We start from the raw sequence: 13,577 nt of genomic DNA, 5'->3' as shown, positions 1-13,577 counted from the left end.
CGCGCTCCGACGCTTCAGCGCATGATCCCCGAAAGTCGGTACGGCTTTGGGGCAAGATCATGCTCAAGGCAAACGCTTGGCTCGGGCTGATTCACGATCATCCCGAACTAACGGGCCGGGTCGGCAGGCCCGTCCTCGCCGGCGTCCGCTCGCGCGAGCCGTTCCGCCTCCGCGCGGATGCTGCGGCGGACCGACACGTGCTGGACGGCGATGGCGGCGCTCACGCCGCGCAGGGCCCGGCGCAGGTCGTGCACCTGGTCGACGAGATCGAGGATCACGCCGATGCCGTCGTCGTTGACGCCAATCGGCCCGGTGAGGTCTCGGATCAGCTGCGCCCGCGCCACGTCGACCCCCGCGTAGCCCGGGCCTCCGGTGGCGCCCGCCGGGCGCACCCAGCCGGTGGCCACCCACACGTCCAGCATCTGGGGTTCGATGCCGGCCTGGCGGCAGAGTTCCTTTGCATCGATGCTCATAGTCCCGTCTCCTCGCGCGGATTGTGGGCCTTGCCAGCCGCCCAGCCTTCGGCGAAGGCCTCGAGCTCGGGATCAGGCGCGTCGGGCAGCATCACCCGCAAGGTCAGGTATTCGTCGCCGCGCCCTGCCACCCCCTTGCCCTTGAGCCGCAGCACCCGCCCGGTGTTCGAGCCCTTGGGGATGGTGACGCTCACTGCGCCGGTGGGCGTCGGCACCGTCACCTTGCCGCCGAGCACGGCCTCCACGAGCGAGATCGGCACCTCCAGGCGGATGTGGTCGCCGTCCCGGGTGAAGCGGGGATGGGGCTTCACCGCGATCTCGATCAGTGCGTCCCCGGCTTCGCCGCCTTCGGGCGCCGGCTCACCCTTGCCCTTGAGGCGGAGCGTCTGTCCATCCTCGCTGCCGCCGGGAATGGTGACGTCCAGCGCCGCGCCGTCGGGCAGCACGATGCGCCGGGTGGCACCGTTCACGGCGTCAAGGAAGTCGACGTCCAGGTGATAGTGCCGGTCACGCCCGCGCATGCGGAAGCCGCGCCGGCCGCCGCCCCGGGCAAAGAACGAGGCGAGGATGTCGTCGGCATCGCCCATGTCGGCATAGCCGGCGCCGCTGCCGTAGGCGCCGGTGGCCTCTCCCGCGTCGGCGAAATCGCGGTAGTAGCGGCGCTGCGGCCGCTCGGCGCCCGAGGCGTCGATCTCGCCCCGGTCGTAGCGGCCGCGCTTGTCCTCGTCGCCGAGGATGTCATAGGCGGCCGCCGCCGCCTGGAACTTGCCCTGAGCGTCCTTGTCCCCGGGATTGAGATCCGGGTGCAGCTTCTTGGCCAACTGGCGGAACGCCTGCTGGATGTCCTTCTGCGAGGCGTCCCTCGCCACGCCAAGCAACTCGTAAGGGTCGGCATCCGCCATTGAATCCGGTCTCCCGCGCACCACGCCCGCCAGCATCGCCCAGGCGGGGCGCGCGATCCAGCCTGGCCGCGCATGGCCGCGACAGGCGGTGCGCTAATCCTCGTCCGCGCCCGAGGCGAGCGCGGCCGTCAGGTGATCGCGCAGGGCACGCACCCGCGGCACCGCCGCCTTGTGCCGCGGCCAGACGAGGTAGATGCGGGCGCGCGGCAGCGTGATGTCGTGGGCTACCGGCCGCAGCCGCTCCGCGCGAAGGTCGTCGTCGATCAGGTAATCGGGAAGGCCGGCCACGCCCAGGCCCGCCAGCGCCATGGCCCGGACGGCCTCCACTTCGCTCAGGATCATCCGCGGCCGGATCTGCAGGCGCCGGGTCACGCCGCCGAAGCGCACCGGCCATATGGTCCGCGGCGCATAGGTGCGCTGCACGATGCAGCGCTCGGCGACGAGATCGTCGGGGCCATGGACCGGATTCTGCGCGAGGTAGGCGGGCGTGGCGCAGATGGCGACGCGCATGCGGCCCACCAGCGTCGCCTCCAGCCCCGATTCGTGCGGCTCGGCCAGCCGCACGGCCAGATCGTAGCCTTCCGACAGCAGGTCGGCGTAGCGATCGGACAGGTCGATGTCGAAGCGCACCAGCGGGTGGCGCGCGCAGAAGGCGGCGATGGCCGGCAGCACCACCAGCCGCCCGAAGCTCGACGGCAGCGTTATGCGCAGCGGCCCCTGGGCTGCGTCATCGTCGTCGTTGAGGTCGGCCTCGGCCGCGGCGAGGCCGGCGACCAGCGCCCGCACCGTCTCGGCGTAGCGCTCGCCCGCCTCGGTGAGCATCAGGCGGCGCGTCGTGCGCTCGAGGAGCCGGCGGCCGAGGCGGCGCTCCAGCTCGGCGACGCGGCGGCTGACCGTCGACTGGGTGATGCCGAGCTCCCGGGCCGCGGCGGTGAACCCGCCGGCCTCGATCACCTTCAGGAAGGCCGCGACGTTCTGGAGGTTGGAGCCATTCATCGACATAGTCGATAAATGAAATCCCGGGCTGTGGGGAAGTCCCTCGCCTACCGAGACCCTAAGTTCGCGCGGCCGGCGGCGCGACGGTTGTTCCCTGAGCCTTGCGCGGCCACCTACCCGGAGCAGCTTCATGAAGACCGTGCGGGCCGAATCCATCGACTCCATCGATGACTATCGCCTGATCGAGGTGGAGACGCCCGCGCCCGCGGCCGGGCAGATCCTCATCGAGGTTCATTCCTGCGGGATGGGCTACGTCGATGCCCTCGTGGCGCTCGGTCGCTATCAGGTGAAGCCGCCGACCCCCTTCACCCCCGGCCTCGAGATCGGCGGCGTCGTCGCGGCCGTCGGCGCCGGCGTCTCGCAGTTCAGGCCGGGCGACCGGGTGATGGCCTCGGCCTTCGGCGGCGGCCTCGCCGAATATGCCGTCGCGGCCGAAGAGACGGTGCGAGGCATTCCCGCCGCCATGAGCTTCGCGCAGGCGGCGGGCTTCCGCACCAACTATGTCACCGCGCTGCACGGCCTCACGGATCGGGCGGCCTTGCAGCCGGGCGAGCGTCTGCTGGTGCTCGGCGCCGCCGGCGGCGTCGGCGTCGCGGCCGTGCAGGTCGGCACGCTGCTGGGCGCCGAGATCATCGCCGCCGCGTCCACGCCGGCCAAGCGCGCCTTCGCCCAGGAGCACGGGGCGCAGCACCTCCTCGACACCGAGCCCGAGGGCTGGCGCGAGCGCCTGAAGGCCGCCTGCGGCGGGGCGGGGCCGGACGTGGTCTTCGACCCGGTGTGCGGGCCGCTGTTCGAGCCGGCCTTCCGCTCGCAGAGCTGGCGCGGCCGCCATCTGGTGGTGGGTTTCGCGGGCGGGCCGATCCCCAAGCTGCCGGTCAACCTGCCGCTCATGAAGGGCGCCGCCCTGGTCGGGGTCGACGTGCGCCAGTTCTTCCTGTTCGAGGCCGAGCACGCCCAGTCCCACCTGGCTCAACTGCTCGCCTGGGTGGAGGACGGCCGGCTGGCGCCGCCCGTCGGCCGCCGCTTTCCGCTCGCCTCCTTCGCCGAGGCGATGGAATTTGCCCTCTCCGGCCAGGGCTGGGGCAAGACCATCATCGACATCGCCGATTGATTGCCGGCGGGCGGCCGATTGACGGCAGGCCCGCAGCTCCGCTGAATGAAGAACGATAACAAGAGGGAACGCAGGATGGGTGTGTCGAACGCGCAATTGATGGCCAAGGTCGCCGAGCAGCGGACCTTGATCCCCGCGCTCTACGGCCAGGTCGACTTCTCCATCACGCCCGAGCGCTACACCGAGGACGAGCACGTCCGCAGCGCCCTGCAGGGCCCGCGCCGCCGGCGACGCAACGCGCTGCTGGCCAATCGCGAGCTGGTCGGCCGCATCCGCGCCTATACGATGCTCGGCGACAACGTGGCCGATGCCTATGCCGCGCTGATGCCGGAGTACGGCTTCCGGCGCCTCGTCGCCATGCTGGCGGAGGCCTGCGAGCGCGGCGTCGACACGGTGGCCGGCGCGCCGCCCGAGCTCGTCGCCTTCATCCGCGACATGGAGCGGATTCCCGCCTGGCTGGACATGCGCCTGGTGGAGGAGGGCGCGCGGGCCCAGCGCAACGCGGCGGCCCACCTGGGCCCCTACATCCTGCGCGGCGCCTTCATCGCCACCTTCATGAACAAATATGCGGCCCTGCCCATGGCGCTGACCGGCACGCTGTCGAACCAGACGGCGGCGCGCCGCGTGCACGAGACCGCGACCTTCTTCACCACCACCGTCATGCCCGGTGCGCTGAGGCGCCATGGCGCCGGCTTCAAGGCCGCGGCCATGGTGCGGTTGATGCATTCGATGGTGCGCTTCAACGCGCTTCGCAAGGGCAGCCGGTGGGACGTTGCGACCTACGGCATCCCGATCCCGCAGGTCGACCAGATGCCGGCCGGCCTGATCGACACCTACCTGCTCGCCGAGAAGGTCCTGGGCGAGGGCCGCACCGTCTTCACGCGGGCCGAGCGGGCCCGCGTCGAGCTCGCCCGCTACCGCTGCTTCCTGCTGGGCCTGCCCGAGGATCTCCTGCCGGCGACGCCGCAGGAGCTGGTCGACGTGCTGGCGACGCGCTCCGCCACTCTGCGCGCCGCCTATGACGACGCCACCTGCGGCGAGCTGCTGCGGGCGACGATGGCGGCCGATCTGGCGCCCGCGCAAACCCTGCGGGAGAAACTCTCCGTGCGCATGGAGCGCGGCATCTCCAAGCTGTTCTTCGTGCGCAACTTCATGGCGGGGGACAAGACGCGCGCGGCCAAGCTGGGCGTGGTGGTCACGCGCGGCGATCTCGTCGCAGCGGCAGCGGCGGGGGCGCTGATCAGCGGGCGGATGAGGGCCTATCGGCTGGCCGCGCGCGTTCCCGGTCTCGACGCGGTGGCTGACCGGTGCCTGGTGGGCAAGCTCACGCGGCTCCTGGCGAGCTACGGGCACGCGGAATTCACCTCCGATGCCGAGTCCTATCGGCCCAAGCACATCAAGCCCGAGGGCACGCAGGCTTGAGCAGGCGCTCCGGGTTCGAAGATCCGTAGCGCTGCCTGACGACCTGGCGGGGCAAGCTTGCTAGCGCAGGATGACTTTCCCTTGAATAATCACCCTGCCCTAGTTTTTTCCTTCTTGATCTTGCCCTGAAACCGGTGGCCCCCTTCTGGGATCATGTACTAGAGCATTTCCGCGTTTCCTCGCGTTTTCTTCGCGCGAATTGGCGTCCACTCGCTTGAAAACGCTCTAGTGATGGCTGCTGCTCGCCGCATCTTGGAGCTGCACCAGCACTGCATCCAGATTGAACGCGGCCGGCTTCTGCCGCGGCGGGAATTTCTCGAACGCCTCGATCTGCTGGGCGACGAGCGCCTGCATGCCGTAGAGCAGATAGGCGTGCGAGATCACCCAGTCCCAATAGGTGTTGGAGTTCTCGTCGGCTCGCTCGAACGGGTCGCGGCGCAGGTTGAACATCTTGGGGGCCCTGAGCTTCACGAAGGGCTCGAACCAGCACATCAGCTGCCTGGCGCGCTGCTCCATCAGCACCAACTTCCAATCGTTGATCCGCAGGCCCAGAATGTCCCCGTCGTCGCTCATATAGAAAAAGAACGTCCGTGGGCCCTCCTTTGTCTCGCCGGTCAGGTAGGGGAGCAGATTATAGCCATCGATGTGAACCTTGTAGGTCCTGTCGCCGATCGTGTGACCCTCCAGGAGCTTCTGGTTGATCTCCGGCTCCCCGGCGGCGGCGAGAAGGGTCGACAGCCAGTCCTGATGCGAGACGATGTCGTTGAAGACCGAGCCCGCCTTGATCCGGCCCGGCCACCGCACAAAGGCGGGCACGCGCCAGCCGCCTTCCCAATTGGTGTTCTTCTCGCTGCGGTAGGGTGTGATGCCGGCGTCCGGCCATGAGTTATAGTGAGGGCCGTTGTCGGTCGAATACATCACGATGGTGTCCTCGGCGATGCCCAGCTCGTCGAGCTTGGCCAGCATCTTGCCGATGTTCTCGTCGTGGGCGACCATGACGTCGTTGTAGTCTCCCTGCCCGCCGCTCTTGCCCTTGTGCTTGTCGGCGCAATGGGTCCTAAAGTGCATGGCCGTCGTGTTGTACCAGAGGAAGAAGGGCTTGCCGTCGGCGTGGCACCTGTCGATGAAGCCGAGCGCGTGGTCGGTCGTCTCGTCGTCGATCGTTTCCATGCGCTTCCTGGTGAGCGCACCGGTGTCCTCGATCTTCTGTCCGCCCTTGCCGTCGGCCCAGCAGTGCAGGACGCCCCGCGGTCCGAACCGCTTCCTGAAGGCCGGGTCCTTGGGATAGTCCGGATCCTCGGGCTCTTCCTCGGCATTGAGATGATAGAGGTTGCCGAAGAACTCGTCAAAGCCGTGCAAGGTCGGCAGGCATTGATCCCGATCGCCCAGATGGTTCTTGCCGAACTGGCCGGTGGCATAGCCCAAAGGCTTCAGCAACGCCGCGATGGTCGGGTCCTCGGCGCGGAGCCCGACATCGGCGCCCGGCATGCCCACCTTGGTCAGGCCGGTGCGGATCGGGTTCTGGCCGGTGATGAAGGCGGCGCGGCCGGCGGTGCAGCTCTGTTGACCGTAATAGTCGGTGAAGGCCGCGCCCTCGTGGGCGATGCGATCGATGTTCGGGGTTCGGTAGCCCATCTGGCCCCGGCTGTTGTAGCTGATGTTCCACCAGCCGATGTCGTCCCCCCACAGTATTAAGATGTTGGGCTTCCCGGATTTGGCCATCTTTCCCTCCCTGAGCTTTGGTCACTTCGGTATTGTTTGGCGCTCCGCAAGGGGCGCGGGGGCTGCGTCGCTCAGACGGCGTTCAGCAACACGGCGCCGAAGGCGAACAGGCCGATGAGGATCAGGAGACTTGCGACCGCCACGATCGGAGTCCGCAGGCCCTCGCGCGTCATCCCGGCGAGGGGCGCGAAGCTCCCGCCCCACAGGTAGCGCACCGTCCACCGATACTGCCACAGCGAGATGACGAGTCCGGCGATGCCGCAGAATATGAGCGACAGGCCGAAGTACCAGGCGGCATCGGGAAACCGCAGCGGCCGCACACCTGTCATCGCCTGCAGATGATCGAAGAACTGAACGATGGTGAAGCCGAACCCGATCAGCGAGACCGAGGTGCGCACCCATGACATCAGCGTGCGCTCGACGGCCAACCGGGTGCGCAGCCACGCGAAGTGGCTATCGGCCGTGACCCGGACCTCGAAGCGCCCGTGGGGGGCGTCGTCCGGTTGCCGGTTGCCGGGCGCTGTGCCCTCCGCGCTCGGGCGAGCGCTCATGGCCGACTCCCTTGCGCAGTATTCCACGGTCGCGGCCGACGCCTGCCGCTCACCGGACTTCGCCCGACGGGTCGCCCCGCCACCGGCGCGCAATGATCGTGGCCGGTCCGCGGATCAGCAGGTATGGAGCGAGACCCAAGAACAGCGCGATGATCGGCGCCTCGGCCGGGTACAGCCTCTTGAGCACCAAGAGTTGATACGCCAGGTCGATGACGATCCCGAGAAGGATGATCCTGGCGGTCGCGGTCAACGCCTCGCGCATCATGAGCGCGCGCTCCCGTCGGTTGACGGCGAATGTCCAGAAGTAGGATCTGTGCGCGGTCCGCTCGTCCTTGACGCCGTCGTGGATCGCGGCGATTGCGGCCATGGTCGGTTGTAGGACGAAGCGGAACGACATCGGCCCGTCCGACCGGGCCACCAGCTGATACCAGACACGCTCGATGACTTCGCCGGACACACCGTATAGAACAACCCCCGTCAAGGTCAACGCGATCGCAAATACGATCACGAGCCTTGGCAATAGGCCGAAGTGTTCGGGCGGGGCGCCGCTCATGGCGGGACTCGCGCGTCCGATCCGCCGGCGCAGAACGGGACGATGCTCATCTCATCACCCCTCGTTGCTGATTTAAGAAAGCTACCGCCGCGGTCCACAGCGTATCGTCGTCCCGACCGAAAGCGACGGCAATCATCACACGGCGTAGAGTTTCGGCTTGCCAGCGCTCGTCGCGGCATAATCCTAAGCGCATCGGCGCCGGGTTGTCCATGGCCCGATGCAGTTCATCGAGAGGGCAATGCCTGCGAACGGGTTTCCGCGGGGTTATGAACATTCCACATTCATTGGAACGTATTCCGCGGTTGCAACACCGGTCGATGCGTTGTTTGGCCGGGATGCAGATCGTTGCGCAAGAGCGGGACCCCTTGTTCCTTGCGGGATGATGACGGTTCGATTCATCCGTCGCCGGCAACTGAAGCTGGTAAGCTGGAGCGCTCCGGGCCGGCGCGATCGTGCCGCGGCCGGGTCGGACCGGGCACGGAAGTCATGATCGAACTTACGGATATCAGGGAGGCCGCCGTCCGCATCGCGGGCCGGGTGGTCCGCACGCCACTGCTGCGCGCCAGCGTGCTGTCGGACATGACCGGCGCCGACGTCTTCATCAAGTTCGAGAATCACCAGTTCACCGCCTCGTTCAAGGAGCGCGGGGCGCTCAACAAGCTACTGACCCTCGATCCGGCGGTGCGGGCGCACGGCGTCGTCGCCATGTCGGCCGGCAACCACGCTCAGGGCGTCGCCTTCCACGCCAGGCGGCTGGGCGTGCCGGCGATCATCGTCATGCCGCGGGCGACACCCCTCACCAAGGTGGAGAACACCCGCACGCATGGCGCCGAGGTGGTGCTGGTGGGCGACAGCCTCGCCGACGCGGCGAGGCGAGCGGCCGAGATCACGGCCGAGCGCGGGCTGACGTTCGTCCACCCCTACGACGACCGCCAGGTGATTGCGGGCGCCGGCACCGTCGGCCTCGAGATGCTTCAGGATCGGCCCGGCCTCGACACGCTGATCGTGCCGATCGGCGGCGGCGGCCTGATCTCCGGCATCGCCACCGCGGCCAAGGCGCTCGACCCCGCGGTCCAGGTGATCGGGGTCCAGGCGGCCCGCTATCCCGCCATGCACTGCGCGTTCAACGGCGCCGCGCTCGCCGGCGGCGGCAGCACCATCGCCGAAGGCATCGCGGTCAAGTATCCGGGCGAGCTCACCCAGGCCATCGTCCGCGCCTGCGTCGACGAGGTGCTGCTCGTCGACGAGCAGGCGTTGGAGGAGGCGGTGGCGCTCTATCTCAACATCGAGAAGACGGTGGCCGAGGGCGCCGGGGCCGCGGCTCTCGCCTGCCTGCTCAGCCACCGCGAGCGCTTTCGAGGCCGCTCCGTGGGCCTGGTCCTGTCCGGTGGCAACATCGATCCGCGCCTGCTGGCCTCGATCCTGGTGCGCGAATTGATGCGCGAGCGCCGCATCGTCAAGCTGCGCATCGCGATCGCCGACCAGCCCGGGCTCCTGGCGCGCATCAGCACGACGCTCGGCGAAGCCGGGGCCAACATCCTCGAGGTGCAGCACCAGCGCAGCCTGCTGGCGCTCTCGGCCCGGGATGCCAACGTGGAGGTGACGTTCGAGGCCATGGACGCCGGCCACGCCGACGTCATCGTCGCCGCCGTGTGCGCCGCCGGTTTCGACGCTGCTGTCGTGTCGTCCTGAGGCGGGCCCGTCGCCCCGCCAGGGAACTTCGGTCCCTCCCGCGCTGCGAGGCGACCTCGCCCGCGGGCGCACATCTCACGCGCATACCTCCCACGGCCGATTCGGCTACCGCAAGTTGTCGACTTGGCGCGAGCGCGGGGTGGCTCGACGATGGATGGGCTGCCGCGTGGAGACGCCGATGCTGACCAAGGCTTCTGCCCTGCCGGGCGACCACTGGGCCACCCTGGAACCGGCCGACGAGTGCCGGCGGAGCCTGCACCGGAAAGCGTTTGCCGTTCGCCATCCGCTCGCCGAGCATCCGCTGTTCACCGTCGAGGCGCTCACCGCCGTGGCCGAGGAGGCTGCGGCGCGCAAGGGCGACATCTATGTCGACGTCGGCGACCTGTCCCTGACCGACAAATGGGGCACCACCCCCAAGCCCGACATGACCATCCCCGAGATCATCGACCGCATCGAGACGGCCGGCGCCTGGCTCGTGATGAAGCATGTGGAGAAGAACCCGGCCTACAAGCGGGTCCTCGACGACTTCGAGGCCTTCATCCGCGATCTCGCCGGGCCCGAAGGATCGAGCCTTCTGAGCAACGCCGAGATGCTGGTGTTCATGACCTCGCCGCGGCGCAAGACCCCCTATCACTTCGACGCGGAGGTCAATGTCCTCGTCCAGATCCACGGTTCCAAGGATCTATGGGTGTGCGACCCTCTCGACCGCAGCATCACCACTGAAGAGGAGATCGAGCGCTACTACGCCGTCGACATCACCGCCGGCACCTACAAGCCGCACGCCGAACGGGCCGCGCAGAAGTTCACGCTTCATCCCGGCGATGCGGTGCATATCCCCACGCACGGCGCTCACTGGGTGCAGAACCACGACGAGGTGTCCATTTCGCTCAGCCTCAATCTGGAGCTGCCGAGCTGGATGCATGCGGACGTCTACCGCGCCAACCACCTCCTGCGCCGGCTCGGCCTCACGCCGCGGCCGCCAGGACGTTCGGTGGTCGCCGACCGGTCCAAGGCGGCGGCAGTCGGCGGCCTGCGGCGGGCGAAGCGCCTGGTCAAAGGCTGATCGTCGCCGCCTACTTCTTGACGAGGGGACAGGCCGAGCTGGCGAGCGATTGGAAGGCCTGATCGCCGGGAACGGTGTCGACGATCTTATAGACGTCCCACTTGCCGCTCGATTCCGCCGGCGACTTCACCTGCACCAGATGCATGTCGTGGATCATCTGGCCGTCGTCGCGGATGTGACCGTTCTTGGCGAAGAGATCGTTGATCGGCGTCTTCTTCATCTCGGCCACGACGGCCTTGGCCTCATCGGTCTTGGCCGCGGTGACCGCCTTGAGGTAGTGGCTCACGGCGGAATAGATGCCCGCCTGCATCATCGTCGGCATGCGCCCGATCTTGTCGTAGAAGCGCTTGGCGAAGGCGCGGGTCTCATCGTCCTTGTCCCAGTAGAAGGCATCGGTGAGCATCATGCCCTGGGCGATGTCGAGGCCGACGCCGGGCACGTCGGTGATGCCGAACAGGAGGCCGATCAGCTTCTGGCCGCCGCTGACCAGGCCGAACTCCGCCGCCTGCTTGATGACGTTCTGGGTGTCCTGGCCGGAATCGGCGAGCGCCACCACTTTGGCCTTCGAGGTCTGCGCCTGAAGGACCTGCGAGGCGAAGTCGGCGTTGTTGAAGGGGTGCTTGGCGCTGCCCAGCACCTTGCCGCCGTTGGCCTCGACCACGGCGGTGGCGTCGCGCTCGAGCTGGTGGCCGAAGGTGTAGTCGGCAGTGATGAAGAACCAGGTGTCGTCACCGCGCTTGGCCAGCGCCTTGCCGGCGACGTTGGCCAGCGCATAGGTGTTGTAGACCCACTGGATGCCGTTGGGCGAGCAGGCCGCGCCGGTCAGCTCCGAGGAGCCGGGGCCGGCCATCAGGAACACCTTGTTCTTGTCGCGGGTGAGCTGCTGCACGCCGAGCGCGATCGACGACACCGGCACGTCGAGGATGACGTCCACCTGCTCCACATCGTACCAGCGCCGCGCCGTGGCGAGGCCAATGTCGGTCTTGCTCTGGTGGTCGGCGAAGGTGAGCTCGACCGGCTTGCCCAGCACCGTGCCGCCGAAATCCTCGATGGCCATCTGCGCCGCCACCACCGAGCCCTTGCCGGTGCCGTCGGCGCTGGGACCGCTGAGATCGGTGAGCACGCCGAACTTGACGACGCCATCGGAGACCTGGGCGGACGCCGGCGCTGCCGCGAGAGCGCAGGCGAGGGCGGCGGCGGCAATGACGATGGCTCTCTTCACGCGGTCGTTCCTTCCCGATCGATGCAGCGCCGCGCCGGCGCGGCCGCCGCGAGTATTTGCGCGGCAGCCTGCGTCGCCGCGCCCGGTTTGCGCAACCCGGCCTTGAGCATGGCCGCCCGCGGTTTTTGCAGCGCTGAAAAGCGTCGCGATCGGCATCAGCCCGTCGCTCGCTTTGGTTGAACCGCGCGGATGAGCGGATAGAGTGACAGCGTGGGCTGTACTAGGTTGGTCGGATGAATACTTCGTCGCTGGTGAGATCCGGGGTGATGGCGGCACTGCTGGCTTTGGCGGGACCGGCCACCGCCGCGCCGGGGCGGGCACCGGCGGGATTCGAGGCAGCCCGGTTCAGCTTCGAGACCCAGCTCACGCTGGCGCAGCGGCTCGATATCCAAGTGCTGCTGATCGCCGCCGGCTATCTCAACGCAGTTCCGATCGAGGGGTTCAGCATGCGCACCTTCGCCGCGCTGCAGCGCGCCGCCGTGACCTACGGCCTGCCGCCGACAGGGGTCGTCACGGCTCAGTTGCTGGCGGGCCTGCGCAGGGCGGCCAACCCCATGTTCGACCTCTGGGGCTTCGAGAGGGTGCGCCATCCCTGGCGCCCGGTATCCATCTGGGTGCCGCTCGGGCTCGGCCTGGAGGTCAACCGGAGCGTGGATGGCGTCGTCTATCATGACCGGCAGAGGCGGCTCATCCTTGGCTTCCTGGCGCTGCGGGCGGGCATCGGGGATGCTTATGCGGCCGCGAACGCGGAGCTGGCCCGCGATGGCGCAACGGTTCACTACAGGGTCTTCAAGGATGGCTGGTATGTGATCTCGGCGACGAGCCGAGGCGGGCTCGACCAGTATCAGCGCTTCCACCAGGACGGGCCCTATGTCACCGGCTTCCGGCTCACCTGGAACAATGCCAACGGCAATGTATCAGGGGAACGGATCGCCATTCTGACCTCGGCGTCGCTGTGGTCGCGCATGACTGGTGCGCCCTTCGTCGAGCCGCCATATCGCCAGCCGCAGATGGTAAGCCGGCCGGAGCCTCCGGCAGTGCCGACGCCGCCGCCCGCTGCGTCATCGCCTGTCGTGCCGCCACCCGCTGCCAGCCCGGCGCCACCGGCTCCATCGGCGGCCGCGACGAAGGAGGTGGAGCGGCTGCAGAGCGGCACGGGCTTCTTCGTCACCGCCGACGGCAGTCTCGTCACCAACGCTCACGTGGTGGAGGGCTGCACAGCGATCCGGGTGCGGACGGACGACGGCGCGGTGCAGGAAGGCCGCTTGATGGCGTTGGACGCGGCCAACGATCTCGCTCTGCTCAAGGTGGCGACGGCGCCACCGGCCAAGGTCGCCTCGCTTCGCGCCGCCGTGCGGCTCGGGGAAGGCGTTGCCGCCTTCGGTTTCCCGCACGCCAATCTGCTCTCCACCTCCGGCAACTTCACCCTGGGCAACGTCACCGCGCTGAGCGGGCTCGCCGACGACATTCGCTTCGTCCAGGTCTCGACGCCGGTGCAGGCCGGCAACTCGGGCGGCCCACTGCTCGACCAGTCCGGCAACGTGGTGGGCGTCGTCACCGCCAAGCTCAACGCGATCAAGGTGGCTCTCGCCAGCGGTGACCTGCCCCAGAACGTGAACTTCGCGCTGAAGGCCTCGATCCTGGGGACTTTCCTCGAAGCCAACCGCGTCGTCTACGACGCTGGCAGCGTGGCGCCCAAAGCGCTCGAACCCGCTGACATCGCTGAACGGGCCCGCGCCATCAGCGCCATGGTGAGCTGCCGCTGAACGAACGGACGTGGGCGCCTTTCACGAGCAATTCGATCGACCGGTTGGCGCGCGGAGGCCGGCCTGAAGCGACGTTTCCATATCGATGGATATCCAGGTTACAG

12 protein-coding genes are annotated in these 13,577 nt (G+C 68.2%); 5 read left to right on the top strand and 7 right to left on the bottom strand.

Going from position 1 to position 13,577, the window contains the following annotated elements:
• Positions 1–107 precede the first annotated feature (107 nt).
• The 3 genes from IEW34_RS02660 to IEW34_RS02650 all read right to left on the bottom strand — a co-directional run bounded on the left by IEW34_RS02660 (position 108) and on the right by IEW34_RS02650 (position 2,371).
• Complete coding sequence (locus tag IEW34_RS02660) at positions 108–473, bottom strand: chaperone modulator CbpM (RefSeq protein ID WP_188607557.1); 366 nt, start codon at positions 471–473, stop codon at positions 108–110.
• Positions 470–1,375 (bottom strand): DnaJ C-terminal domain-containing protein, encoded by a 906-nt coding sequence (locus IEW34_RS02655; RefSeq protein WP_188607556.1) that lies wholly within the window; start codon positions 1,373–1,375, stop codon positions 470–472. The genes IEW34_RS02660 and IEW34_RS02655 overlap by 4 nt, the downstream gene beginning before the upstream one ends.
• A gap of 93 nt (positions 1,376–1,468) precedes the next feature.
• Positions 1,469–2,371 (bottom strand): LysR family transcriptional regulator, encoded by a 903-nt coding sequence (locus IEW34_RS02650; protein WP_188607555.1) that lies wholly within the window; start codon positions 2,369–2,371, stop codon positions 1,469–1,471.
• Between the two features lie 130 nt (positions 2,372–2,501).
• On the opposite strand from IEW34_RS02650, the gene IEW34_RS02645 reads away from it, so the two are divergent.
• Entirely contained in the window at positions 2,502–3,482 is a 981-nt protein-coding gene (locus tag IEW34_RS02645; protein ID WP_188607554.1) for an NADPH:quinone oxidoreductase family protein, read from the top strand.
• Positions 3,483–3,557: 75 nt separating this feature from the next.
• A complete protein-coding gene (locus IEW34_RS02640; RefSeq protein ID WP_188607553.1) occupies positions 3,558–4,904 on the top strand; it encodes an oxygenase MpaB family protein in 1,347 nt (448 codons plus the stop codon).
• 225 nt (positions 4,905–5,129) lie between these two features.
• On the opposite strand, the gene IEW34_RS02635 is transcribed toward IEW34_RS02640, so the two are convergent.
• The 3 genes from IEW34_RS02635 to IEW34_RS02625 form a co-directional block, all read right to left on the bottom strand.
• On the bottom strand, positions 5,130–6,626 hold the full coding sequence (locus IEW34_RS02635; RefSeq protein ID WP_188607552.1) for an arylsulfatase: 1,497 nt from the start codon (positions 6,624–6,626) through the stop codon (positions 5,130–5,132).
• A gap of 71 nt (positions 6,627–6,697) precedes the next feature.
• Positions 6,698–7,177 (bottom strand): YidH family protein, encoded by a 480-nt coding sequence (locus tag IEW34_RS02630; protein WP_188607551.1) that lies wholly within the window; start codon positions 7,175–7,177, stop codon positions 6,698–6,700.
• Between the two features lie 49 nt (positions 7,178–7,226).
• Positions 7,227–7,730, bottom strand: a complete 504-nt coding sequence (locus IEW34_RS02625) for a hypothetical protein (RefSeq protein ID WP_188607550.1) — start codon at positions 7,728–7,730, stop codon at positions 7,227–7,229.
• Positions 7,731–8,216: 486 nt separating this feature from the next.
• Between IEW34_RS02625 and IEW34_RS02620 the strand changes: the two genes are divergently transcribed.
• Both IEW34_RS02620 and IEW34_RS02615 read left to right on the top strand, forming a co-directional pair.
• The gene (locus IEW34_RS02620) at positions 8,217–9,422 is read left to right on the top strand and encodes a threonine ammonia-lyase (protein WP_188607549.1); all 1,206 of its coding nucleotides are present in this window, start codon (positions 8,217–8,219) and stop codon (positions 9,420–9,422) included.
• 178 nt (positions 9,423–9,600) lie between these two features.
• Positions 9,601–10,485 (top strand): cupin-like domain-containing protein, encoded by an 885-nt coding sequence (locus IEW34_RS02615; RefSeq protein ID WP_188607548.1) that lies wholly within the window; start codon positions 9,601–9,603, stop codon positions 10,483–10,485.
• 10 nt (positions 10,486–10,495) lie between these two features.
• Here the strand turns inward: IEW34_RS02615 and IEW34_RS02610 are convergent, their stop codons facing one another.
• The gene (locus IEW34_RS02610; protein ID WP_244641700.1) at positions 10,496–11,707 is read right to left on the bottom strand and encodes an ABC transporter substrate-binding protein; all 1,212 of its coding nucleotides are present in this window, start codon (positions 11,705–11,707) and stop codon (positions 10,496–10,498) included.
• A gap of 233 nt (positions 11,708–11,940) precedes the next feature.
• Here IEW34_RS02610 and IEW34_RS02605 point away from each other — a divergent pair, with 233 nt between their 5' ends.
• Complete coding sequence (locus IEW34_RS02605; RefSeq protein WP_188607546.1) at positions 11,941–13,473, top strand: S1 family peptidase; 1,533 nt, start codon at positions 11,941–11,943, stop codon at positions 13,471–13,473.
• Positions 13,474–13,577 lie beyond the last annotated feature (104 nt).

The organism is Chelatococcus reniformis (assembly GCF_014640075.1).
In the GTDB taxonomy this organism is placed as follows: Bacteria; Pseudomonadota; Alphaproteobacteria; order Rhizobiales; family Beijerinckiaceae; genus Camelimonas; species Camelimonas reniformis.
This window is presented reverse-complemented; position numbering and strand designations above follow the sequence as displayed.

Bases quoted from the DNA above. Each gene is read 5' to 3' on its own strand.
- IEW34_RS02660 (WP_188607557.1), bottom strand. From the start codon at position 473: ATGAGCATCGATGCAAAGGAACTCTGCCGCCAGGCCGGCATCGAACCC.
- IEW34_RS02655 (WP_188607556.1), bottom strand. From the start codon at position 1,375: ATGGCGGATGCCGACCCTTACGAGTTGCTTGGCGTGGCGAGGGACGCC.
- IEW34_RS02650 (WP_188607555.1), bottom strand. From the start codon at position 2,371: ATGAATGGCTCCAACCTCCAGAACGTCGCGGCCTTCCTGAAGGTGATC.
- IEW34_RS02645 (WP_188607554.1), top strand. From the start codon at position 2,502: ATGAAGACCGTGCGGGCCGAATCCATCGACTCCATCGATGACTATCGC.
- IEW34_RS02640 (WP_188607553.1), top strand. From the start codon at position 3,558: ATGGGTGTGTCGAACGCGCAATTGATGGCCAAGGTCGCCGAGCAGCGG.
- IEW34_RS02635 (WP_188607552.1), bottom strand. From the start codon at position 6,626: ATGGCCAAATCCGGGAAGCCCAACATCTTAATACTGTGGGGGGACGAC.
- IEW34_RS02630 (WP_188607551.1), bottom strand. From the start codon at position 7,177: ATGAGCGCTCGCCCGAGCGCGGAGGGCACAGCGCCCGGCAACCGGCAA.
- IEW34_RS02625 (WP_188607550.1), bottom strand. From the start codon at position 7,730: ATGAGCGGCGCCCCGCCCGAACACTTCGGCCTATTGCCAAGGCTCGTG.
- IEW34_RS02620 (WP_188607549.1), top strand. From the start codon at position 8,217: ATGATCGAACTTACGGATATCAGGGAGGCCGCCGTCCGCATCGCGGGC.
- IEW34_RS02615 (WP_188607548.1), top strand. From the start codon at position 9,601: ATGCTGACCAAGGCTTCTGCCCTGCCGGGCGACCACTGGGCCACCCTG.
- IEW34_RS02605 (WP_188607546.1), top strand. From the start codon at position 11,941: ATGAATACTTCGTCGCTGGTGAGATCCGGGGTGATGGCGGCACTGCTG.